Source organism: Mycobacterium sp. NGS18, assembly GCF_059813185.1.
In genome coordinates this window covers 1-22823 of sequence record NZ_JCALEC010000016.1, presented here as the reverse complement: position 1 = coordinate 22823, position 22823 = coordinate 1, and the positions used below count along the sequence as shown (strand labels likewise).

General features: G+C 70.0%; 15 protein-coding genes and 2 riboswitches. Of the genes, 7 read left to right on the top strand and 8 right to left on the bottom strand.

The genetic code is table 11. The features are described from left to right. The first annotated feature begins 250 nt into the window (after positions 1-250). The 4 genes from AC5Y31_RS20480 (at position 251) to AC5Y31_RS20465 (ending at position 8501) form a co-directional block, all read left to right on the top strand. Complete coding sequence (locus tag AC5Y31_RS20480) at positions 251-4012, top strand: PGRS repeat-containing protein (protein WP_499982590.1); 3762 nt, start codon at positions 251-253, stop codon at positions 4010-4012. A gap of 156 nt (positions 4013-4168) precedes the next feature. Further along, entirely contained in the window at positions 4169-5650 is a 1482-nt protein-coding gene (locus tag AC5Y31_RS20475) for a M28 family metallopeptidase (protein ID WP_499982631.1), read from the top strand. Further along, positions 5647-7116, top strand: a complete 1470-nt coding sequence (locus AC5Y31_RS20470) for a M28 family peptidase (RefSeq protein WP_499982588.1) — start codon at positions 5647-5649, stop codon at positions 7114-7116. Before AC5Y31_RS20475 ends, AC5Y31_RS20470 begins: the two co-directional genes overlap by 4 nt. Before the next feature lie 95 nt (positions 7117-7211). Continuing rightward, positions 7212-8501: a TetR/AcrR family transcriptional regulator gene (locus AC5Y31_RS20465; protein ID WP_499982586.1), complete on the top strand. Its 1290-nt coding sequence runs from the start codon at positions 7212-7214 to the stop codon at positions 8499-8501. Between the two features lie 12 nt (positions 8502-8513). Here AC5Y31_RS20465 and AC5Y31_RS20460 read toward each other — a convergent pair whose 3' ends face one another. Then, a complete protein-coding gene (locus AC5Y31_RS20460) occupies positions 8514-9998 on the bottom strand; it encodes a flavin-containing monooxygenase (RefSeq protein ID WP_499982583.1) in 1485 nt (494 codons plus the stop codon). 113 nt (positions 9999-10111) lie between these two features. Between AC5Y31_RS20460 and AC5Y31_RS20455 the strand changes: the two genes are divergently transcribed. Further along, positions 10112-10819 carry a GAF and ANTAR domain-containing protein gene (locus AC5Y31_RS20455; RefSeq protein ID WP_065023375.1) on the top strand — a complete coding sequence of 236 codons (708 nt, stop codon included), beginning with the start codon at positions 10112-10114 and terminating at the stop codon, positions 10817-10819. Here AC5Y31_RS20455 and AC5Y31_RS20450 read toward each other — a convergent pair. The 3 genes from AC5Y31_RS20450 to thiC all read right to left on the bottom strand — a co-directional run bounded on the left by AC5Y31_RS20450 (position 10808) and on the right by thiC (position 13895). Continuing rightward, complete coding sequence (locus AC5Y31_RS20450; protein ID WP_499982580.1) at positions 10808-11425, bottom strand: alpha/beta hydrolase family protein; 618 nt, start codon at positions 11423-11425, stop codon at positions 10808-10810. The two genes, AC5Y31_RS20455 and AC5Y31_RS20450, sit on opposite strands and share 12 nt — an antisense overlap. After that, positions 11422-12252, bottom strand: a complete 831-nt coding sequence (gene thiD / locus AC5Y31_RS20445; protein WP_499982578.1) for a bifunctional hydroxymethylpyrimidine kinase/phosphomethylpyrimidine kinase — start codon at positions 12250-12252, stop codon at positions 11422-11424. The genes AC5Y31_RS20450 and thiD overlap by 4 nt, the downstream gene beginning before the upstream one ends. Further along, positions 12252-13895: a phosphomethylpyrimidine synthase ThiC gene (gene thiC, locus AC5Y31_RS20440; RefSeq protein ID WP_065023378.1), complete on the bottom strand. Its 1644-nt coding sequence runs from the start codon at positions 13893-13895 to the stop codon at positions 12252-12254. Before thiC ends, thiD begins: the two co-directional genes overlap by 1 nt. After that, a riboswitch (TPP riboswitch) is annotated at positions 13890-13996 on the bottom strand. It overlaps the preceding gene by 6 nt. 151 nt (positions 13997-14147) lie before the next feature. Between thiC and AC5Y31_RS20435 the strand changes: the two genes are divergently transcribed. Together AC5Y31_RS20435 and AC5Y31_RS20430 are read left to right on the top strand one after the other, a co-directional pair. Further along, the gene (locus AC5Y31_RS20435; RefSeq protein WP_499982574.1) at positions 14148-15908 is read left to right on the top strand and encodes an MFS transporter; all 1761 of its coding nucleotides are present in this window, start codon (positions 14148-14150) and stop codon (positions 15906-15908) included. A 101-nt stretch (positions 15909-16009) separates the two neighbouring features. Beyond that, positions 16010-16177, top strand: a riboswitch (M-box (ykoK) riboswitch). Positions 16178-16411: 234 nt separating this feature from the next. Then, the gene (locus tag AC5Y31_RS20430) at positions 16412-16615 is read left to right on the top strand and encodes an Rv1535 family protein (protein WP_499982572.1); all 204 of its coding nucleotides are present in this window, start codon (positions 16412-16414) and stop codon (positions 16613-16615) included. A gap of 7 nt (positions 16616-16622) precedes the next feature. Here the strand turns inward: AC5Y31_RS20430 and AC5Y31_RS20425 are convergent, their stop codons facing one another. The 4 genes from AC5Y31_RS20425 to AC5Y31_RS20410 form a co-directional block, all read right to left on the bottom strand. Beyond that, positions 16623-16898, bottom strand: coding sequence for a hypothetical protein (locus tag AC5Y31_RS20425; protein WP_499982571.1), 276 nt, complete (start codon positions 16896-16898; stop codon positions 16623-16625). Beyond that, positions 16895-21352: a cation-translocating P-type ATPase gene (locus AC5Y31_RS20420; RefSeq protein WP_499982628.1), complete on the bottom strand. Its 4458-nt coding sequence runs from the start codon at positions 21350-21352 to the stop codon at positions 16895-16897. The genes AC5Y31_RS20425 and AC5Y31_RS20420 overlap by 4 nt, the downstream gene beginning before the upstream one ends. A 46-nt stretch (positions 21353-21398) precedes the next feature. Continuing rightward, positions 21399-21902, bottom strand: coding sequence for a hypothetical protein (locus tag AC5Y31_RS20415; protein ID WP_499982569.1), 504 nt, complete (start codon positions 21900-21902; stop codon positions 21399-21401). A 106-nt stretch (positions 21903-22008) separates the two neighbouring features. Continuing rightward, positions 22009-22812 (bottom strand): exodeoxyribonuclease III, encoded by an 804-nt coding sequence (locus tag AC5Y31_RS20410; RefSeq protein WP_499982626.1) that lies wholly within the window; start codon positions 22810-22812, stop codon positions 22009-22011. Between the last annotated feature and the right edge of the window lie 11 nt (positions 22813-22823).

The following is a 22823-nucleotide window of genomic DNA, read 5'->3' as shown; positions in this document are numbered from 1 at the left end:
CGTCGCGAACGCTGTGTCTGAGGCATCGAGATGATGGGTGAGCTCCGGCCGGTATCCAGGAACCTTGGCACATTGCTGGCAAACTTCGCCTGAGCAATACGCGGCACAACCGTACTAGTCGAATGAACAAGCAGGATTCTCTGTACTTCCAGTAGACAATTGACGCCCGTGAAACTATTCTGTGCTTCCTGAGGCCAACGTTAGCGCCGGCCCACATCATTGATGCTTTCGAGAAGGGTCGGGTTTCGACATGGTTGATCGGCACGGCATCACCGGCAGCGAGAAGTCAGACAAGCGCGCGGTGTGGCAGGGCCGGCGGATCCTGGGCGCGTCCACCGCGGTAGGGGCGTTTCTGGCCTTCGGAATGGCGCCGTTAGCCTCGGCGCCGGCGGCCAATGCCGACTTTGATGATTTCTTGACTGATCTGTTTGATCCGAGTGCGTGGGGCAACCTGTCGAACGATTTCGACAGTCTGTTCACCGGGTCGGCTGGGGATCTGTCCGGTTCGGCGGATGCGACCGACATGGCTCAGATGTGGGACACCATGTTCTACACGCCGTTGCACGCGGCCTTGCAGGACTGGATCAATTCTGACTTCGGGTCGCAGGTCAACGGTGTGGTGAACCAGATGTTCGCGCCGTTCACCGAGGGCTTTTGCGGGATGATCTGCAACGGCGCTGACGGCACCGCCGACAGCGTCGACGGCCAGGCCGGTGGCCTGTGGTTCGGCGACGGCGGGGATGGCTGGTCGTCGACTCTCGAGGGTGTGGCCGGCGGTAACGGTGGCCATGCCGGCGGGATCGGCAACGGTGGTGACGGTGGCGCCGGCGGGCTGGGCGCCGATGGTGGCAATGGTGGCCACGGCGGGGAGATGTGGGGCAACGGCGGCGACGGTGGCGCCGGCGGGGCGGCGACCGAGACTTTGGCGGCCGGCAACGGCGGCAACGGCGGTTCCTCGGGTCAGGCCCAGGACTTCTTCGGCATGGGCGCGCTGGGCAACGGTGGCGACGGCGGCATCGGCGGTGCGGGCTGGACCGGTACCAATGGCGCAGCGGGCGCGGCGGCCGGCGCCAATGGCGGTAACGGCGTGGCCGGCACCAATGGCGGTAACGGTGGTGCCGGTGGTTCCGGTTCGTCGATCCTGGGCGTCGGCGGCAACGGTGGTGCCGGTGGTGCCGGGGGTAACGGCGGCAACGGCGGGACGGGCGCGACCGGGGCCGCGGGCACGTTCGACAACAACGGTGACGGCAACGGTGGCGCCGGTGGCACCGGCGGCAATGGCGCCGCGGGTGGCAACGGCGGCACCGGCGGGGCAGCCGGCATCGGATCGGCTCATTTCGGCGGTAACGGCACCGTGGGCGTTGGAGGCAACGCGGGCAACGGCGGCAACGGCGGGGGCGCCGGTGCCGGTGGCGCGGGAGCTGACGGCGCGGCTGGCACAGCAGCCGACCCCAACGGCCACGCCGGCGGCAACGGCGGCGACGCCGGTGACTCCGGTATCGGGGGCGCGGCCGGTACCGCCGCGACCGGCGGAGCGGCCGGGACAGCCGGTTCCGCCGGGGGTGTCGCCGACGGTGGTGCGGGCGGAAACGGTGGCGCCGGTTTCGACAACAGCGGCCCCAGCCCGTCCTATCAAGATGAGCCAGGCCATGTCGCCGCGGCCGGTGGCAACGGCGGTGCGGGCGGTGCCGGCGGGCGAGGAAGCAGCAGTCTGGCTTCGGTCGGCGACGGCGGCAACGGTGGTGCGGGTGGCAGCGGCGGAGCCGCAGGCGGCGGTCAAGACGGCCAGGTCGTAGGGTTCAGTGACCTGGGCCGGCCGCCGGTCGGAGCTGGTGGCGCGGGCGGTACCGGTGGTGCCGGTGGTGACGGCGGTGCTGGCGGCAACGCCGGAGCGGTCGGCGGACACAGCGGCAACGGTGGCGACGCCGGCAGCGGTGGGAACGGCGCCAACGGCGGTCAAGGCGCGTCCCACAACGACGGCATCACCGTGATCGACGGGTACAGCCCCAGCGGCAACGGCGGCAACGGTGGCGCCGGCGGCAACGGCGGGGTGGCCGGAACCGCCGCGAACGCCGGCGATGTCGGTCAGCTCGGTAACGGTGGTGACGGCGGCGCCGGTGGTAACGGCGGCGACGCCGCACCGCACACCGACGTACTGACGATCGCCCGCGGCGCGGTTTCCGGTGACGGCGGTGCCGGTGGCGCCGGCGGCACGGGATATCAGGCCGGCAACGGTGGTGACGGAGGCAACGGCGGCAACGGCGGCGTCGGTTCTGCGAGCACCGGCGTTGCCGGCGGCGCGGGCGGTGCTGGTGGTGTCGGCGGTGACGCGATCACTGGCAGCAACGGCATCGGCGGTAACGGTGGTGCCGGTGGCAACGGTGGCAACGGCGGCGACGGCTCCTTGATCAACAGGACGACGCCAGATTTCGGCAACGTGCCCGCCAACGCCATCACGGCCGGCGCTACCGGCGGGGCCGGGGGTTCCGGGGGCAACGGCGGCACCGACCTGACCGGCACCGGCCAGGACGGCAACGGCGGCGCCGGCGGCAACGGTGGCAACGGCGGCAACGGAGTCAACGGCGGTGCCCAGTTCGCCGATGGCACCACCGTGGTCAACGGCGGTAATGCCGGTGCCGGTGGTGCCGGTGGTGTCGGCGGCGATGGATACAACTCCGGTGCCGGTGGTGCCGGTGGGCAAGCCGGCACCGGTGGTTCCGGTTTGAACGGCACTGCGGATCGCCCTGACGGCGGCAATGGCGGCAATGGTGGCAACACCGGCGTGGGCGGCGCGGCAGGCACCGCCAGCGGCGGGTCGACCGGCGCCGCCGGGGTTACGCCGACCAGCGGAGGCAACGGCGGTAACGGCGGCAACGGCTACGACCCGTCGACGGACGCCAACGCGCTTGCCGGCGCCAACGGCGGTAACGGCGGCGCGGGTGGCAACGGCGGCAACTACGGCAACGGCGGTTCCGGCGGCGCCGGCGGCAGCGGAACCAACGGTGGTGCCGGTCAGAACGGTGGTTCCGGCGGCAACGGTGGCGCCGGAGGCAAGGGCGGGACCGCGGCCGGCAACGGTGGGCAAGGCGGCAACGGTGGCGTCGGAGCTGATGGCGGCGCCGGCGCTGCGGGCCAGACGACTCCGGCGGTGCCGAACAGCTACGAGCCCGGCGAAAGCACGAGTGGCGGTGTGAGCTTCGTCGAAACCAACGGTCAGGCCGGTGGCGCCGGCGGTTCCGGCGGTAACGCGGGTGCCGGCGGTGCCGCGCAGGCGGTGACTGGTAACGGCGGCAACGCCGGCACGGCCGGTCGCGGCGGCAACGGAGCCGACGGCGGGCAGGCCGGCTACACCACCGACGACTCGCCTCCGGGTGGGCCGTTCTGGACTGGCAACGGTGGTACCGGTGGTGACGGCGGGACTGGTGGTGCCGGGGCGGCCGGTGGAGCTGGTGACGCCCAAGGTGCCGCGGGAGCCAACAGTGGCGGAGCAGACGGCGGTAATGCCGGCAGTGGCGGCGCCACTGCCACCGCACCCGAGTTGGACGGCTCGGCGTCCAGCACAGTCGCTGCCAACGGCTTGGCCGGCCGCGCCGAAGGTGTTGCCGGCAACGGTGGCACGGGCGGCGACGGCGGTGCCGCCGGGGGCGCCGGGACCACCGCCGGTGACGGCGGTAACGGTGGCGCCGGCGGAAGCGGCCAGACCGGCTTCATCTCCCAGGGCGGCGCGGGTGGTGACGGTGGTGCCGGCGGTGCAGCCAATGGCGGCACCCAGGGCAACGGCGGCGCTGGCGGCAACGGCGGCAACGGCGCCGACGCGCTCGACGGCCTGATCTTCACCGGCGGCGGCACGTCGGGTACCAACAGCGCTCCCGCCGTCGGTGGCGACGGCGGCGACGGTGGTGCCGGCCTGACCGGCGGTGCGGGCGGCACTGGCGGTGCAGGCGGTGCTGGCCTCAACGGCGGACCCAGCGCGGCAAACGGCGCCGACGGTACGGCCGGTCAATCGGGCTAGCGCCGATCCGAGAGGTCCACGCAGCAGCCCCGCACGGCATGGCCGCGCGGGGCTGCTGCATTCCGGGGAGGTACACCGGCCGTGGTCTGGCCGTGCCTGGCGCGAACCGCAACACCCACCCACTAACGTGGACGCGTGGATTACCAGAAGAAACTGATGCCCGTTCTCGGTGCCGTGCTGCTCGGTGCGTTGTTCACCGGCGGGTGCAGCAGCAGCACACCGCAGCAGACCGAGCAGGCGCCGGATGCCGCCGCGGCCGCCCAGTTCGCCGGCTCGCTGAGCGACAAGGTGACCATCGACGCGATGATGGCGCACTTGCAGAAACTGCAAGACATCGCCAACGCCAACAACGACACCCGCGCCGTCGGCACCCCGGGGTATGACGCCAGCGTCGACTACGTGGCCAATACGTTGCGCGAGCACGGTTTCGACGTGGAAACTCCGGACTTCATCGCCCGGGTGTTCAAAGCGGAGAAGGGCTCGGTGCACCTCGGCGACAAGACCGTCGAGGCCCGCGCGCTGCAGTACAGCCTCGGGACCCCGCCCGAGGGTGTCACCGGGCCACTGGTGGCCGCGCCGGCCGACGACAGCCCGGGCTGCAGCCCAGAGGACTACGACGGACTGACCGTCAAGGATGCCGTCGTGCTGGTCGACCGCGGAACCTGCCCGTTCAAGGAGAAGATGGCCGTCGTCGTCGAGAAGGGCGCGGTGGCGATGGTGGTCGCCGACAGCATCGACGAGGAGAAGATGGGTGGCACGCTCGGCGAGTCCACCGAGGTGAAGATCCCGGTGGTGAGTGTGACCAAGGCCGACGGCGCGATGCTGCGCGGCGGGCACGGCGCCATGACCGTCAAACTCGACGCGCACACCGACGAAATCCCGGCGCGCAACGTGATCGCCCAGACCAAAACCGGATCCACCGAGAACGTAGTCATGCTCGGCGCCCACCTGGACAGCGTCCCCGAGGGCCCCGGCATCAACGACAACGGCTCCGGAGTGGCCGCCGTGCTGGAAACCGCCCTGCAGCTTGGTGATTCGCCGCAGGTGCAGAACGCGGTGCGGTTCGGGTTCTGGGGTGCTGAAGAGCTCGGCCTGATCGGCTCGCGCAAGTACGTCGAGTCGCTCGACGTCGAGCAGCTCAAGAACATCGCGCTGTATCTGAACTTCGACATGCTGGGCTCGCCGAACCCGGGCTATTTCACCTACGACGGCGACCAGTCGCTGGCGCCCGACAAGCGCGGCCAGCCGGTGGTGCCCGAAGGCTCGGCCGGCATCGAGCGCACCCTGGTCGACTACCTCAAGTCCGCCGGTAAGGAACCGCGCGACACCTCGTTCGACGGTCGCTCCGACTACGACGGGTTCACCCAGGCCGGCATCCCCTCCGGCGGCCTGTTCTCCGGCGCCGAGGTGAAGAAGACGCCCGACGAGGCCAAGCTGTGGGGCGGTGCCGCCGATGAGCCGTTCGACCCGAATTACCACCAGAAGGGCGACACCATCGACAACATCGACCGCGACGAGTTGGCCGTCAACGGCCGGGGCGTCCCCTACGCCGTCGGGCTCTACGCGCAGGATCTCAGCGGCCGCAACGGAGTTCCGGTACGCGACGATCGCACCCGCCACGTCGTCAGCACGCCGTGATCCGTCCGGCGGGCGCCCTGCTGGTGGCAACCGCCTTGCTGGCGGGCTGCTCGCCGGAGCCCGCCGAGCCGCCGCTGCCGAACCGGCTGGCCGGTCAGGTCACGCTCGAGGCGATGCTGTCGCACCTGCAGCGATTCCATGAGATCGCCGACGCGCACCGGCATAACCGGTCCGACGGCACACCGGGTTTCGAGGCCAGTGCGGAGTATGTGATCAATGCCTTGCGGGACAAGGGCTTCGACGTGCAGACACCGGAGCTCACCCGGCTGGACACCACGTCGCCGGGCAAGCCGACCCTGACCGTGGGCGCAACCGGCTACGCCGTCGACCAGGCCTCGCTGCTGGTGCGCACCCCGCCCGGCGGAGTGCGCGGTCCGGTAATCCGCCCGACCCAATCGACCGGGTGTGCGGCGACCGACTATCCGGCCTCGGTGCCGCGCGGGGGCATCGCCGTGGTCAGCGACGCCGGTTGTTCGGTGGTGGCCAAGCAGGACGCGGCGCTGCAGCGCGGCGCCGCCGCACTGATCGTGGTCAGCCTGCCCAGCCGCAACGGTGCGCCTGCCGGACTGTTCCCACCGGACTACTACGAGCAGCTCACGATGCCGGTCGCGGTGACCGGTCGCGACGGGGAGCACGCGCTACGCCGCGCCACCGGCGCGGTGCGGCTCGTGCTGGACGCCACCACCGTCAAGATCACCTCCCGCAACATCTTGGCGCAGACCAAAACCGGCTCCGCGGATGATGTCGTGATGGTCGGTGCGCACCTGGACAGCGCACCGGGCGGGTCGGGAATCAACGACAACGGCTCCGGAGTGGCCGCGGTGCTGGAGACCGCCGTGCAGCTGGGACCGTCGCCCGCGGTGACCAACGCGGTGCGGTTCGCGTTCTGGGGCGCCTTCTGGGCCGGAGAAGAACCACAGCTCGGCGGGTCCACCGACTACGTTTTCGGACTCGACCGCGAGGCGCTCAATGACATCGCGGTCTACCTCGACGTCGACATGCTCGCCTCGCCGAATGCCGGTTACTTCACCTACGACGGCGACCAGTCGGCGCTGCCGAGCCGCGATTTCGCCGCCGGCGACGTCCCCGATGGCTCCGCCGGGGTGGAACGCACCCTGGCCGGCTACCTCAATCTGGCGGGTGTGCGGCCCGCCGACATGCCGCTGAGCAGCGACCACGATTACAGCCCGTTCGTGATGGCCGGCGTTCCTATCGGCGGGATCACCACCGGGGCATCGCAGCCCAAGACCACCGCGCAGGCCCGGCTGTGGGGCGGGGAACCCGGGACCGCGTTCGACCCGAACTATCGCGGTCCCCGTGACACCCTCGACAAAATCAACCGGCAGGCCCTGGCGCTCACCGGTCCCGCGGTCGCGTTCGCGGTGGCCAACTACGCGCAGTCCCTCGGAGGCCCGAACGGCGTTCCGCTTCGCGACGTCCGCCACCGGGTACCGCTGGTCCCCTAGCGGTTGCGACCCGACGGGCCCCAAGCAGAGCACCTTGCGCTCACTGTTCACCCAGATGTGTTAAGAATGGCGCTTTAGATAACGGAAGTTATGAGGTGATTATCACGCTTGGTGCCACGAACGACCCGGCCGAACGCCCGGGCGCGCGCATCAGACGGCGCCCCAAGGACCGCAAAGCACAGATCACCCGTGCGGCGGCGGAAGCGTTCAGTGCGCAGGGCTATCACGCGACCAGCATGGAGGCGATCGCCACCAGAGTTGGGATTTCCGCGCCTGCTCTGTACCGGCACTACCCCAGCAAATACCAGATGTTCGCCGTCGTCGTCGGTACGCTCGGCCAGCAGCTGGTTGACTGCACCGCCTTCCTCGACGACGTCCCCGACGCCGAGTTGGAGCGCGACGCCGCGGCGGTACTCGACCAGGCCTTCGACGCGCTGATCACCTCGGGGATCGGTGACCGCGAGATCGGCGGGTTGTACCGGTGGCAGGGCCGCTATCTGCAGCCCGACGATCAGGCCAAGTTGATGGCGCAGATGCGCACGGTTCATCGGCGCATTCAACGTCCACTCGTCGCGCTGCGCCCGGAGCTGACCTCCCCCGAATGCTGGACCTTGTCATCGAGCCTGCTCAGCCTCTCCGGAAGCATCCTCGGCCACCGGCTGCGGCTCCCCGACGAAGAAGTCCGGCCACTGCTCAGCGAGGCTGCGCGCGCGGTGGCGGCCACCCAATTGCCCAAGCCCGAAGACGTCGGAGTCAATCGGCCGGCGGTATGGCGCATCTTCACGCCGGACGCCGGACCGTATGAGGCCCTGCTGCACGCGGCGATCCTGCTGTTCGGCAAACAGGGCTATGCCGAGACCAGTGTCACCGAGGTCGCCGACGCCGTCGGGGTCCCGGCATCCGGGGTATACCGTTACTTCTCCAGCAAAGCCGACATCTTGACGACCGGTCTGCAGCGCGCCATGGACCGGATCGCCGGGGAGATGTCGGCCATCGCCAGTGTGTTCGCCGACCCGCGCGAGACGCTGACCCGCCTGGTCGAGGCGTGGGTGGCCACCGTGTTCGCCAATCCCGAGCTGGCCGCCGTCTACGACACCGAGCGGGTCAACCTGGCATCGGCCGAGCGGGAACTGCTCCGGGATTCCGAGCGCGCGTTCATGGACACCTGGGCCAAGCCACTGATCATGGTGCGGCCGGGACTGGACAGCGACCACGCGCGGTTCCTGGTGCACGCGTTGTCGGTACTGCTGGACGACATGGGCCGGGTGGCTCGGGAGCGCGCGGCCAAGCTCGGCGAGGACTCGGTCCCCGGCGGCCCCGGCTACGCGCAGGCCTGCCTGCGCACTCTGATGGAGTCCATTCTGCTGGGCCCGGCTGACGCCTGACGATTCGCGGGCTCAGGCGAGCTGGTAGTCCTCCAGCGGGAACCGAGAGCCGTCGCGCACCGCGTTGCGCACCGAGGTGGGCCGCAGCAGCGACGCTTCGCCGCTGGGGTTGAAGTAGTAGGACCGTGACGTGGCGCAGTCGCCCGCGTAGAACACCGAGCGGTCCAGCCGTTTGGTCATCTCGTCGAGGAAGCGGGTGTTGGCGGCCTCGGTGACCTCGAAAGTCGTCGCGCCGCGGCGCTGCAGTTCGCCGAACAACCGGCCCATGTGGCGCATCTGGTATTCCATCGTGTTGAAGAACGACAGGCCGCAGAACGCATAGGGGCTGGCCAGGCTCAGGAAGTTCGGGAAGGCCGGGATCGAGACCCCCTGATAGGCCTGGAACCGGTTCTCCCGCCACCATTTACCCAGATTGCGCCCGTCGCGTCCGACGATCTCGATCGCCGGGAAGTTGGCCTCCCACATGTCGAAACCGGTGGCCAGCACCAGCGTGTCGATCTCGCTCTTGCGTCCGTCGAGGGTCACGACGCCGTCCGGCTCGATGTGATCGATCCCGCCCGTCTCCAGGTGCACGTGCGCCTTGTTGAAGGTGCGGTAGTAGTCGTTGGACCAGCTGGGCCGTTTGCAGCCGATGTCGTAGTTCGGAGTGAGCTTGGCCCGCAGCTCCTTGTCCCGGATCGAGATGAACCGGTGGATCTTGCACAGGTCCATCGCGCCGATCGACAGCCGGCGGAAATAGGGGAAGTTGAGGATCCCGACGAACGTCATGAACCCCAGCAGCCCATCGGTCACATACCGCACCGCCCGCTGCGTCAGCGGCACCCGGGCGAACAGGCGCCGCACGGCCGGCGAGATCCCGAAGTCCAGCTTGGGCGCCACCCAGATCGGCGTGCGCTGGTACACCGTCAGGTCGGCGACGGTCTTGGCCAGCTCCGGGATCAGCTGCACCGCGGTGGCGCCGGTGCCGATCAGGCCGACCCGTCGGCCGGTGAAGTCGTGCTGAGCATCCCAGGCGGTGGTGTGCACCACCTTGCCGGCGAATTCGGCGATGCCGGGGATGTCCGGGGTGTGCGGCTGCGACAGGAACCCGGTCGCGGTGATCAGGTAGCGGGCGCTCAGGGTGGTGCCATCGGCCAGGTTCACCTGCCAGTGCTGGGCCTCCTCATCCCAGCGGGCGCCGTCCACGCATGTGTTGAACCGCATGTGGCGGCGCACGTCGTACTTATCGGCGACGTGCTCGGCGTAGCGCTTGAGTTCCGACCCGGTGGCGAACAGCCGCGTCCAGTGCGGATTGGGCTCGAACCAGTAGGAGTAGGTGGTCGAGGGGATGTCGACGGCCAGTCCGGGGTAGCGGTTGACGTGCCACGTCCCGCCCAGATCGTCCTCGCGTTCGAGCAGGACGATGTTGTCGTAGCCGAGCTTCTTGAGCTCGATCGCCGCGCCCATCCCGCCGAAACCCGCACCCACGATGACGACGTCGAAGCGCTCCGTACTCATGAAAATCACGGTACCTGACTCGCCAGTAACCAGCGAAGCTCACCGGGCCGCCACGCGGGCGGGCACACTGGCGGAGTATCCGCAGCTCGTGACCGCAAGGACGAAAGGCAGTCATGACCGATCCGATGGCCGATCCGGCCACGGTGTTCACCGCGTTGGCGAACATCGTTTACCAGTCTTCCAGCCTCGACGAGGTGTACGCGGCGATCTGCGCGGCGGCGACGCTGATGGTGCCCGGATGCGACCACGCGAGCGTGATGGTGCGCCGCGGCGACGGCTACGGCAACGCCGCGGCGAGCGACGCGGTGGCGGCCACGATCGACAAACTGGAGATAGCCGTCGGTGAGGGGCCCTGCCTGGATGCCATCGAGGACGAAGCAGCCCAGATCGACCCCGACCTCACTGCCGACAGCCAGTGGCCGGCGCTGGCCGCCCGGATCGTCGGCGAGACACCGGTGCGCGGCGCGATGGGATTCCGGCTGCTGGTTGAAGGCCGCAAGGCAGGTGCGCTCAACCTGTTCTCCGACACACCTGGCGCGTTCGACACCGCGGCCGCCGAAAGTGCGGTCGTCCTGGCCGCTTTCGCCACGATCGCGATCGGCGCGGCGGTCCGCGGCGAAGAGGTGGACACCCTGCAACGCGGGCTGGCCAGCAACCGGGAGATCGGCAAGGCGATCGGCATGCTGATGGTGCTCAACGACCTCTCCGAGCCAGAAGCCTTCAACCTGCTGCGCCGCATCTCCCAGGACACCAACATCAGGATCGCCGACATCGCCGCGGAAGTCGTCAAGCGGCGCGGCCGAGGGGAGTCAGCCCAATAGCCGCAGCGCGGCGTCGACGGCCAGCGCCGGCACATCGAGTGTCTTCGACGCCAGGTCGTGCCGGGCGCCGGTGATCTCGACGACCTGGTGCGGCGCCGGGACCAGCGCGGCGGCCGCCTGGATCTCGGCGGGCGTTCCGAAGGGATCCGAGGTGCCGTGGGTGAACACCGTGGGCACGCCGATATCGGGCAGATGTTCGGTGCGGGCGCGTTCGGGCTTGCCGGGCGGGTGCAGCGGGTAGGAGAACAACGCCAACAGGTCCACCGGGGCGCCCCCGGCCGCCACCACCATCGAGGTCTGCCGGCCGCCGTAGGAGTGCCCGCCGGCAATCAGCGGACCGCCGGCCAGACCGCGGGCATACCCGATCGCCGCGGTGATGCCGTCGCGGTCGCCGGCACCCGACCCCGACGGCGGGCCCTTGGGCCGGCGCCGCCGAAACGGCAGGTCGTAGCGGATCGCCAGGAAGCCGCGCCGCGCCCACTCGTCGCAAAGCCGCTGCAGCATGGGCGAATCCCGGTTGCCGCCGGCGCCATGGGCCAACAGCACCACCCCGTGCGGGGTGCCGCCGGGTTCGTGAGCGACGCCGGCGATCTCGTCGAGGATCACCGCGACAACCGGAACAGCGGAGAGACCGGGCCGTGCCCGTGGCCCAGCGGGTAGGCGGCGCGCAGGCACTCGGTCACCCAGCGCTTGGCGAATGCCACCGCGTCGGGAACCGAAAACCCGTGGGCCAGAGCGCACGCGGTCGCCGCGGCGAGCGTGTCGCCGGCCCCGTGGTCGTCGCCAGTGGCCACCCGGGGGCCGGGGAACTCCTGAAAGTGGTTGCCGTCGTAGAGCAGGTCGGGGCTGTGCTGCGCCGACGGCAGGTGTCCGCCTTTGATCAGCACCCACCGCGGTCCCAGGGCGTGCAGCGCCCGGGCCGCGGCCCGCTGGGATTCGGCGTCAACCACCTCGATGCCGACCAGCAGCCGAACCTCGTGCAGGTTCGGTGTCACCAGGGTGGCCAGCGGAAACAGTGTGTCGCGCAGCGCATCCAGGGCCGATGTCGCCAGCAGTGCATCACCGTGCATGGACGCCGAAACCGGATCGACCACCAGCGGCACCGTCAGCCCGAGATCACGCCAGGTCGCGGCCACGCTTCCGATGATCTGCGCCGACGCCAGCATCCCGGTCTTGGCGGCCTGGATCCCGATGTCGGGCACCACCGCTTCGATCTGGGCGGCGACGGTGGCGGTAGGCACCTCGTGAAAGCTTTTGACGCCCACCGTGTTCTGCACCGTCACCGCCGTGACCGCGACGCAGGCATGCACACCGAGCAGTGCGCAGGTGCGCATGTCGGCCTGAATGCCCGCGCCGCCACCGGAATCCGACCCGGCGATGGTGAGGACCCGCGCCGGGGTCGATCCGGGCGGGGCCAGCGGCAGGAACTCCACTAGGAGGAGATGGGCAGATACACCCGGTTGCCGTGGTCGGCGAACTCGGCGGACTTCTCGTCCATGCCCTTCTGGATCGCGGCGTCGATGTCCTCCTGGGTGTGCAACCCGTGTTCGTCCGCGTAGTCGCGCACGTCCTGGCTGATCCGCATCGAGCAGAACTTCGGCCCGCACATCGAGCAGAAGTGTGCGGACTTGGCCGGCTCGGCGGGCAGCGTCTCGTCGTGGTATTCGCGTGCGGTGTCCGGGTCCAGGGACAGTGCGAACTGGTCATACCAGCGGAACTCGAAGCGCGCCTTGGACAATGCGTTGTCGCGGTCCTGCGCGTGCGGGTGCCCCTTCGCCAGGTCGGCGGCGTGTGCGGCGATCTTGTAGGCGATCACGCCGTCCTTGACGTCCTTGCGGTCCGGCAGGCCCAGGTGCTCCTTGGGCGTCACGTAGCACAGCATCGCGGTGCCGGCCTGGGCGATGATCGCCGCCCCGATCGCCGAGGTGATGTGGTCGTAGGCCGGTGCGATGTCGGTGGCCAGCGGCCCGAGGGTGTAGAACGGCGCCTCGTCGCACCACTCCTCCTCCAAGCGCACGTTCTCGACGATCTTGTGCATCGGAACGTGGCCCGGGCCCTCGATCATCACTTGGGCGCCACGGGATTTGGCGATCTTGGTCAGCTCGCCCAGAGTGCGCAACTCGGCGAACTGGGCCTCGTCATTGGCGTCGGCGATCGAACCGGGCCGCAGCCCGTCGCCGAGCGAGAAGGTGACGTCATAGCTGGCCAGGATGTCGGCGAGCTCTTCGAAGTTGGTGTAGAGGAACGATTCCTGGTGCCGCGACAGGCACCACGACGCCATGATCGAGCCGCCGCGCGACACGATGCCGGTGACCCGCTTGGCGGTCAGCGGCACATAGCGCAACAGCACCCCGGCGTGCACGGTCATGTAGTCCACGCCCTGCTCGCACTGCTCGATCACGGTGTCGCGGTAAAGCTCCCAGGTCAGCTTCGTCGGGTCGCCGTTGACCTTCTCCAGCGCCTGGTAGATCGGCACCGTGCCGACCGGCACCGGGGAGTTGCGCAGGATCCACTCCCGGGTCTCGTGGATGTCCTTGCCGGTCGACAGGTCCATGATGTTGTCGGCGCCCCAGCGGGTGGCCCACACCATCTTGTCGACCTCTTCGCCGATCGAGCTGGTCACCGCGGAGTTGCCGATGTTGGCGTTGATCTTCACCTTGAACGCCTTGCCGATGATCATCGGCTCCAGCTCGGGGTGGTTGTGGTTGGCGGGGATCACCGCGCGGCCCCGGGCCACTTCGTCGCGCACCAACTCGGCGGGGAAACCCTCGCGGGCGGCGATGAACGCCATCTCGGCGGTGATCTCACCGGCCTGTGCGCGCTGAAGCTGGGTGCCGCGGTCGCGCACCACGCCGGGGCGGGCCGGCAGGCCGCGGTGCAGGTCGATCACCGCGTCGCTGTCGGTGTAGGGGCCGGACGTGTCGTAGAGGTCGAAGTGCTCGCCGTTGGTCAGATTCACCCGGCGGAACGGCACCTTCATCGCCACGCCACCGGGGGCTTCGATCTCGCGGTAGACCTTCTCGCTGTAGGGGATGGGCCCGGTGGTCACCTGCGGCTCGACGGCTACATCGGTCATGTTTGTTCCTCTCCCTTGCCGGCATTACCCGGTCAGGTTCGTACGGTCGACGGCCCCGGCCGTCCTCTCAGCGCACTGGTTGCGCTCCCGCGGTGTGGATTTCTGCACTGCCATTACTGCCCCTGCCACGCTATCGCAGCGCGGCAGTTGGCGTAAGGCGCTGGCCAGGGTGCGTCTGCCGCAGATTAGGCATCCGATCCTTTGCATAGCTAATATATGTGCCTTGGCTTAACGAAAGACGTGGTGACTTAGATGACGGCGCAGATCGAGAGGGCAGATCTCGATCCCGGCGCGGTCGCCACCGCCCGTCGCCGGCGCCGCTATGACCGCGACCACCCGCGCTACAAGTGGATCGCGCTGTCCAACACCACGCTGGGCGTGCTGCTGGCCACCATCAACGGCTCGATCGTGCTGATCTCGCTGCCGGCGATCTTTCGCGGCATCGGGCTGAACCCGCTGGACCCGGCAAACGTCAGCTATCTGCTGTGGATGCTGATGGGCTACCTGCTGGTCGGGGCGGTGCTGGTGGTCTTCTTCGGCCGGCTCGGCGACATGTTCGGCCGAGTGCGCATCTACAACGCCGGCTTCGTGGTGTTCACGGTCGCGGCGATCGCACTGTCGATCGACCCGTTCGACCTGGGCGCCGGCGCGCAGTGGCTGATCGGCTGGCGCGTGGTGCAAGGAGTCGGCGGGGCGATGCTGTTCGCGTCGTCGTCGGCGATCCTCACCGATGCCTTCCCGGCTAATCAGCGCGGCATGGCACTGGGCGTCAACCAGGTGGCGGCGGTCGCCGGGTCCTTCGTCGGCCTGCTGCTCGGCGGGCTGCTCTCGGAATGGGATTGGCGGGCGGTGTTCTGGGCCGGCGTGCCGATCGGGGTGCTGGGCACCATCTGGTCGGTGCGCTCGCTGCACGAACTCGGGGAGCGGGCACCGGCCAAGCTGGACTGGGCCGGCACCGTGACGCTGGGACTGGGCCTGACCGTGCTGCTGACCGCGATCACCTACAGCATTCAGCCGCATGGGAATTCGCCCACCAGCTGGACCAGCCCCGCCGTGCTGGGCGCGCTGGCGCTGGGGGTGGCGCTGCTGGTGCTGTTCTGTGTCATCGAACTGCGGGTGGCCGCGCCGCTGCTCGATGTGCGGCTGTTTTTGATCCCGGCCTTCGGCATGGCCAACGTGGCGGGCCTGATGTCGGCGATCGGGCGCGGCGGGCTGCAGTTCATGCTGATCATCTGGCTGCAGGGCATCTGGTTGCCGTTGCACGGCTACAGCTTCGAATCCACCCCGCTGTGGTCGGGGATCTATCTGCTGCCGATGACGGCCGGGTTCCTGTTGGCCGGGCCGGTGGCCGGGTCGCTGTCGGACCGGCACGGCGCCCGGCCGTTCGCGGTCGGCGGCATGGTGCTGATGGCGGCGACGTTCGTGGCGCTGGTCATGCTGCCGGTCGACTTCGACTATCGGATGTTCGCGGCGCTGGTGTTCCTCAACGGGCTGGGCGGTGGGATCTTCACCGCGCCCAACAGCGCCGTGGTCATGTCCAGCGTCCCGGCCGATCAGCGCGGGGCGGCGTCGGGCGTGCGGGCCACGTTCTTCAACGCCGGCACGTCGCTGTCGATCGGCGTCTTCTTCTCGCTGATGGTGATCGGTCTGGCCAACACGCTGCCCGCGGCGATGGGCGCCGGGCTGCAGCAGCAGGGCGTGTCGGCCGCGGTGGCCGACCAGGTGGCCGCCACGCCACCGGTGGGCAGCCTGTTCGCGGCGTTTCTGGGCTACAACCCGATCGCCGAGTTGTTGGGGCCCTCCGGCGCCCTGAACCATCCCGGCGTCGACGCCCAGGCGCTGACCGGGCAGAGCTTCTTCCCCCAGCTCATCTCCGGGCCGTTCCACACCGGGCTGGAGGTGGTGTTCGCCGCCGCCGCGGTGATGATGGTGCTCGGCGCGCTGACCTCCTGGCTGGCGCCGGGGCGGTATGCGATCGAGCCGGTGAATGTGTCCGACCGCGCGGCGGCGTGAATGCTCGCGGCACAAGCGCATTTGGGCAGGTCAGGTGTGTCCGACACGCCCGAAATTCGGGGAGTTGACCCGGGCTCGCGCGTGATGCACTATGGACCACGCAAGCACCTCGTTAGGTGAGGCGTCTGCACGGACACAGGCCACTGACCCCGAACGTCGAAAGACGCCCCGGGTCAGGACAGCTCCTCCCGGCTTAAGGGTTGAGCCCAAGTGGCTTCCAGAGATGGACACGCCGTGCAGTGCCAAAGCTCTGACGAGAGGGGTGCGGTCTCCCGACAGTCGTCGGGGCTGCCTCCACGAGCATGCGGTGAAAACCGGCACGCCAGCGCGTGTCCGCGACCGAGAGGAGGTGAGGGACGAATGAGTTCCGGTGATAGTCCGAGCCGATATCTGACGTCTGTTCCGTCCCCATCCGAACGGTCGCATACCGCCTCCAGCTGAGCAAAAATCCTGAGCTCCTCGCTGGGCGCGTAGCACCGTTACGCGACTAGGAGGCCATCATCATGGTTGCAATCGCTTACACCGACATCACGGCTCCGGCCCCGCGTGTCATCAGCACGCCGACCAAGCTGGACGCCCGCCGGAGCGCGCCCGCCGCGCCTGCCTCAGACCCGGTGGTCGACATGGCCACCCGGCTGCTCAGCGGTCCGCTGAACCAGATGTACGCACTCCTGTGGCGCGTCGGGGTGCTGACCGTCAACAACTGAGGTCGCGCTAGACGTCTTCTAACGCCTCGCCGAGTTGCTCGAGCACGTCGCTGCGGTGGTTGTTGGCCAGAATGTGGCCGGCGGCCACCGCAACGGCAACCGGCCAGTCGATGATCTCGAAGGCGGCCAGCAGCGCCAGCCCCCCGTAGTAGGCCAACTGCTCGGGACGCGGCACCGTCACCTTTCCGACCAGCGGCAACTCGACCGCGAAGCCCTCCGCCTCGCGGATATGGGCCACCGCTTCTTTTTGCGATGTGCTGCGCCGCGGCTTGTCCGCCATCATGAGCCTCCTGGTGGCGACGGGTCGCCGGATGATCGGGCCGCGGCCGTTCCGCGACGAGAGCCGGTGTCCCCATTGTGCACAAGCCGCAGGTGCGGCGCGGGGTGGCCGTTGGACGCCGCGGTGCCGTCCGGCCGGCGCGGCCCCGGAACGATGAACTCTCTGGGCTTGTCCGCGATGTCCTGCCAACCGGACACCAGCTTGGGTACCACGGCCGCACCGACGGTGGCGACCGTCGCCGTACCCAATGCCTGGGCCCAGCCCAGCGGGCCCAGCGGGGTGCAGCCCAGCAGCTGACTGACACCGGGAATGGTGATCAACGTTCCCATCGCGCCGAGCGATCCGACCGCGGTGAGCACCACCAGCGGGTCGTGGGAGTCCAGCAGCGTCTGGCCGAGCTGGGCCGCCACCAGCGACACCAGGGCGACGGTCGACGCCCGCTGCTGTCGCCCGGTGACCGACGCCAGTGCCCAGGCACCGACCGCCGACGACGCCGTGGTCACGCCGCGCACGGCGACCGCGCGCCACAGCGCGTCGGGATCCGGCCCGCGAGCCGCCGACGCGGCGGAGTCACTGAGCTCGCTGACCGCCAGCGCGGTGGCCGGCAGCGCATCGGTGAGCATGTTCACCAGCAGCAGCTGGCGGGCGTTCAACGGCGAGCGGCCGGTGATCGCACTGCCGATGATCGCGAACGCCACCTCGCCGGCGTTGCCGCCCAACAGCACCGCCACCGCTGCCTGCACCCGCTGCCACAGTTCGCGGCCCTCGTCCAGCGCGTCCAGCAGCGCATGCACCCTGCCGCCGACCAGCACCACGTCCGCGGCGGTGCTCGCCGATTCGCTGCCGTGCGCGACGACGGCGAGGCCCACGGTGGCCGCCCGGATCGCGGCCGCGTCATTGGCGCCGTCGCCGACCATCGCCGACACCTTGCCGGTGCGCTCCAGGGTCTGGACGACCTGAACCTTGTTCTCCGGTGACATCCGGGCGAACACCACCTTCTCGGCCACCGCTTGCTCTTGACCCTTGCGCGACAACGCATCCCAGTCGGCGCCGCTGATCACCTGGTCGGCGCTGACGGCCAGGCCCATCTCCCGGGCGATCGCGGTGGCGGTGACCGGGTGGTCGCCGGTGATCAGCCGCACCGGGATCCCGCGGCGGTCCAGCTCGGCCAGCAGATCGGCGGCTTCCGGGCGCGGGGTGTCGGCGATACCCAGCAGGCCGACGAAAGTCAGTCCGGCACCGCAGAATTCGGCGATGTCCTCGGGATCCGGGTCGTCGCCGAGGGCGGCCACCTGTTCGGGGGACAGGTGCCGGCGGGCGACCGCGATCACCCGCAGGCCTTCGCCGGCCATCTCCAGCACAGTTCGGCGGATCGCCGGGTCTCCGCCGCAGGCGGGCCCGACCACCTCGGGGGCGCCCTTGACCGACAGCTCGGCGCCGTCGACCGACGCCGAGTAACTGCGGCCGGACCGGAACGGCAGGTGGGCGACTTCCCCACGATCGGGATCGACCACCTCTGCGGCTACCGCGGCCTCGACGATGGCGGCGTCGGTGGCGTGCACCTGGCGGCCGTTGGTCGCCGGCGCGGCCTGCGCCGCGAACCTCAGTACCTGGTCGGGCGAGTAGCCCGGTGCGGGTTTCACCTCGGTCACCCGCAGCCGGTTCTGGCTCAGCGTCCCGGTCTTGTCGAAGCACACCACGTCGACGCGGCCCAGCGCCTCGACCGAACGTGGAACCCGCACCAGCACACCGGATTTGGTCAATCGGCGCGCCGACGCCTGCTGGGCGAGGGTCGCCACCAGCGGCAGCCCTTCCGGGATCGCCGCGACGGCGATCGCGATGCCGGAGGCCACCGACTGGCGCAGCCCGGTGCGCCGGAGCATGCCCAGCCCGGTCACCAGCGCACCGCCGGCCAGGCTGATCCGCCACGCCTTGCTGGTCAGCAGGCTCAGCTGGTGCTGCAGGCCGACCGCGGACTGCTCACCGGCGACCAGGTCGGCGGCCCGGCGACTGTAGGTGTCGGCGCCGGCCGCGGTCACCAGCGCCAGCGCCGTGCCGGTGATGACGGTGGTGCCGGCGTAGACCATGCACTCGCGGTCGGCCAGATCCGCGCCGGGGGTGGCCTCGACCTGCTTGACCACCGACAGGGATTCGCCGGTCAGCGAGGACTCGTCGACTTCCAGGTCGTCGGCGTCGATCAGGCGGCCGTCGGCGGGCACCACCTCGTGGGACCGGACCTCGATCAGCTCGCCGGGGCGCAGTTCTTCGGCGTTCACGTCGCAGTAGGTCCGGTCGTCGGCCGTGGCGCCCAGGATCACCTTGCGGGCCGGGGCCACCTGCTCATTGAGCAGGACGTTGAGCCGGCGTTCGGCCACCAGTCGCTGCGCGGCGGCCAGCACCGCGTTGCCGCTGACCACCGAGCCGACCAGGATCGCGTCGACCGGTGAGCCCAGCACCGCGCTGGCCGCGGCCCCCAGCGCCAGCACCGGGGTGATCGGGTCGGACAGTTCACTGCGCACCGCCTGGGCGAACTGCCAGAACAGTTTCGGCGGTGCGGTGCGCTGGGCGCCGCGGCGGGCCAGGTCGACGGCCGCCAGTGCGGCCGCCGCCGCGGGTGCGTGGTGGCTCTCGGTCGGCATCTCCTGGTCCGGCGGCGGAAGCACCGCCCGCACCTGATCGATCGACATGGCGTGCCACTCGTGCACCGCGGCCGGCCGCGGCATCGCGGCGTCCACCGCGCGCCGGGCCAGCCAGTAACCGGAAAGCGCGCCGGCCGCGGCGCCGGTGGTCACCGGACCGGGACCGCGGCCACGCACCCCGGGCAGCATCAGCAGCGCACCCAATGTCGAAGCGCCGGTGGCGATCTCGACACCACGGCGACTGGCGGAGCGGGCCGCCGGCAACGCGTGCAGCATCCGCCACGCCGCGGCCAGGTCGGTCAGCAACACGTCGGCGCACCACGGCGGGCTGCCCTGCCCCGCCAGCATGCCCAGTGCCACGTCGGCCGCGGCGAGCGCGTCGACCGCGGCCGTCGAGAGCACCGCAACGTCGTGACCGTCGGCTTGGTAGGCCCTCGCCGCAGCCGCCAGCGCCTCATCGATGGATGCGCCGTCCAGCGGACGGATCTCATCGAAGATCGGCCGCAGCTCGCCGAGCGCATCCACCTCGACCGAGATCACCTCGACGTCGGCGCGCCTGGCCTCGGTGACCACCGCGGCGGCCAGCGGCAGCAGCGCGGGCTGGAATGACGCCTGCACGCCGGCGCGCGGACCGATCCGGTGCCAGCCCGGGGTGAGTTCGGGATCGCCCAGCCGGGCCAGAGCCTGCGCCCACACGGCGCGCAGCTCGTCGTCGTCGGCGCCGCGCACCTGCATCACCCGCAGGTTCTCGCCGCACAGCACCCGCGGGTCGATGATCACGGTGTCGATCCGGTCGAGCTCACGCAGGCTGCCTGGCCGCAGCACCACCACGCCGTGCTGGTCGGCCAGGCCGCGGCCCAGAGTCGCGGCGAACGACTCGCGCGCGGTGCGGGTGCCCTTCGGGGCGGTCACCGCCGCAGCGGTGCCGGCCAGGTCGGGACTGCGGGTCACCGCGCCGATCACGCCGGCCCCGACGGCTTGCGCAACGGCGCTGCGGGTCAGATGGCGTTCGACCGGACCCGGCGGCCGCGGCACCGGCCGGGGCGGGATGGCCACCGGCGGGTGGTCGGCGTAGTCGGCGAGTTCGGGTTCGCGCCGGCGCCAGGCCCGCGCCGCGGCGAGTTCCTCCCCGGCGCGCATCGCCTCCATCGACACGTCCACCGCCAGCGCGGTGGGTGCTTGGTTGAGGGTGTGCACGGCCGCGCCGGCCAGCGATAGCAGCGCGTCGGTGGCCTGCTTGCCGAGGCTGTCCTCGAGCAGCCGGCGCAGCCGCGGCTGGTAGTCGACGACGATGACCCCGGCTTCCAGACCCAGCGGCAGCACCGGCAACCGCAGCAGCCGGCCGACCGTCGCCAAGCCCAGACCGGCGACGTTGGCGCCGACGGTCAAAGCGCGCAGCGCCTGCGTCCTGCCGTCACCGGGCAGGCTCACCGGCGGGCGCGTTGCAGCATGAATCCGACGGTGCCGGCTCTCGATGTCGGCGACGACCCGGCACAACTCGCGCAACGACACCACGTCATTTCCGGACGAGTCCAGACCGACGACAAGGCGGGCCAGCGGGTGGTTCAACCGGACCGAGGTGACCCCGGGCAGCGCGCGTGCCGCGCTGAGCACGGCGGTCGCCAGTTCGGCGCCGTCGGCTCCGTCGAGCCCTCGTACCTCGACCCAGGCCCGGTGCTCGCCGCGGAAGCACCGCCGGGACAGCGACCACCCGGCCTCGCCGTTGGGAATGACGGCTCCGGCTAGCCCGGTCGCGGTCTGCACCGAGGCATCGACCAGTGCGGAAGTGAGTTGGACACCGAAATTCGCCGCACGCAGCGGAAGAGAGTGCCTGATGGCACGGCCTAAATCCACTCCGCCCCGCTCAGTGGCGCGCGCGAGCGCTGCTGCCGCCGGTGCGCGACTGCCGTGCCGTGGTCTTCTTAGCCTGCGAACCGCTGCGCCGCGGGGTCGACGAGCCCGCCGGCTTCCCCGACTTCACCGACTTCAACGGCCGTGCCGCTGCTGAGGGAGCCTTCGCCGAGGGCTTCGCGGGTACCGCTGTCGAGGCCTTGGTGTTGTGGGCCTTGCTGTTCTCGGAGCGGCCGTTGAGCTGCTTGAGCACCAGCGCGGTGCCGCCTACTGCCACCAGGACCGGCCACTCGATCAACCCGGAGACGCCCAGAGCGCCCAGGGTCAGTGCGGCAGCCGGGGTGGAGTGGCTGCCGGTGCTGAGCCCGCGTTGCGCACCGCTGGCCGCACCCTTCACTCCGCCGATCACTCCGTTGAGCGCGGCCCCGCCGATCGCACCGGCCGCCTCAGTGGTCATGGTCGCCGCGCGGGTTGCCGCCCCGGCCACCTTCCGTACCGTCCCTGCGACGGCGTTCATGGGTATTCCCTGCCCTTCAAATGAGCAAATTGGTTAACCCGATCCATCCTATGCGCAATTCGGCGACCGCTGCCGAATCCACAAGGAATTCATATAACTGCGGGCCTCAGGGCTGTTGAATGTCCACCAGTACCGGCGCGTGGTCGCTGGGCGACTTGCCCTTGCGCTCCTCCCGGACGATCTCGGCGTGCGAGACCCGGGTCGCCAGCGCGGGGGAGCCCAGGATGAAATCGATGCGCATGCCCTGCTTCTTGGGGAACCGCAGCTGGGTGTAATCCCAGTAGGTATAGACGCCGGGGCCGGGGGTGAACGGCCGCACCACGTCGAGGTACTGCGCCTCGGTCAGCGCCCGGAACGCCCGGCGCTCCGGCTCCGAGACGTGCGTCGCGCCGTTGAAGAACTCCATGCTCCACACGTCGTCGTCCTGCGGGGCGATGTTCCAGTCGCCGACCAGCGCGATCGGCGCCGACGGGTCCTCGGCCAACCAGCCTGCGGCGGTATCGCGCAGCGCGGCAAGCCATTCCAGCTTGTAGGTGTAATGCGGGTCGTTCAGGGTGCGACCGTTGGGCACATACAGGCTCCACACCCGCACCCCGGCGCAGGTGGCGCCCAGCGCGCGGGCCTCCACCGCCGGGTCGGCCTCCGGCTTGGCCCAGACCGGCTGGCCGGGGAATCCGACCTCGACGTCGTCCAGGCCGACCCGGGACGCGATCGCCACCCCGTTCCACTGGTTGAGGCCGACGTGGGCCACCTCGTAGCCGAGTTCGTGAAACGGCAGCGTGGGGAACTGCGCGTCGGTGCACTTGGTCTCCTGCATGGCCAGCACGTCGACCTCGGCGCGGGCCAGCCAGTCGGTCACCCGGTCCACCCGGGTGCGGATGGAGTTGACGTTCCAGGTGGCCAGTCGCAGTGCAGTCACGC

Excerpts from the sequence above, each read along its gene's own strand:
- AC5Y31_RS20475 (WP_499982631.1), top strand. The coding sequence starts at position 4,169 with ATGCCCGTTCTCGGTGCCGTGCTGCTCGGTGCGTTGTTCACCGGCGGG.
- AC5Y31_RS20435 (WP_499982574.1), top strand. The coding sequence starts at position 14,148 with ATGACGGCGCAGATCGAGAGGGCAGATCTCGATCCCGGCGCGGTCGCC.
- AC5Y31_RS20415 (WP_499982569.1), bottom strand. The coding sequence starts at position 21,902 with ATGAACGCCGTCGCAGGGACGGTACGGAAGGTGGCCGGGGCGGCAACC.
- AC5Y31_RS20480 (WP_499982590.1), top strand. The coding sequence starts at position 251 with ATGGTTGATCGGCACGGCATCACCGGCAGCGAGAAGTCAGACAAGCGC.
- thiC (WP_065023378.1), bottom strand. The coding sequence starts at position 13,895 with ATGACCGATGTAGCCGTCGAGCCGCAGGTGACCACCGGGCCCATCCCC.
- AC5Y31_RS20455 (WP_065023375.1), top strand. The coding sequence starts at position 10,112 with ATGACCGATCCGATGGCCGATCCGGCCACGGTGTTCACCGCGTTGGCG.
- AC5Y31_RS20425 (WP_499982571.1), bottom strand. The coding sequence starts at position 16,898 with ATGATGGCGGACAAGCCGCGGCGCAGCACATCGCAAAAAGAAGCGGTG.
- AC5Y31_RS20460 (WP_499982583.1), bottom strand. The coding sequence starts at position 9,998 with ATGAGTACGGAGCGCTTCGACGTCGTCATCGTGGGTGCGGGTTTCGGC.
- AC5Y31_RS20430 (WP_499982572.1), top strand. The coding sequence starts at position 16,412 with ATGGTTGCAATCGCTTACACCGACATCACGGCTCCGGCCCCGCGTGTC.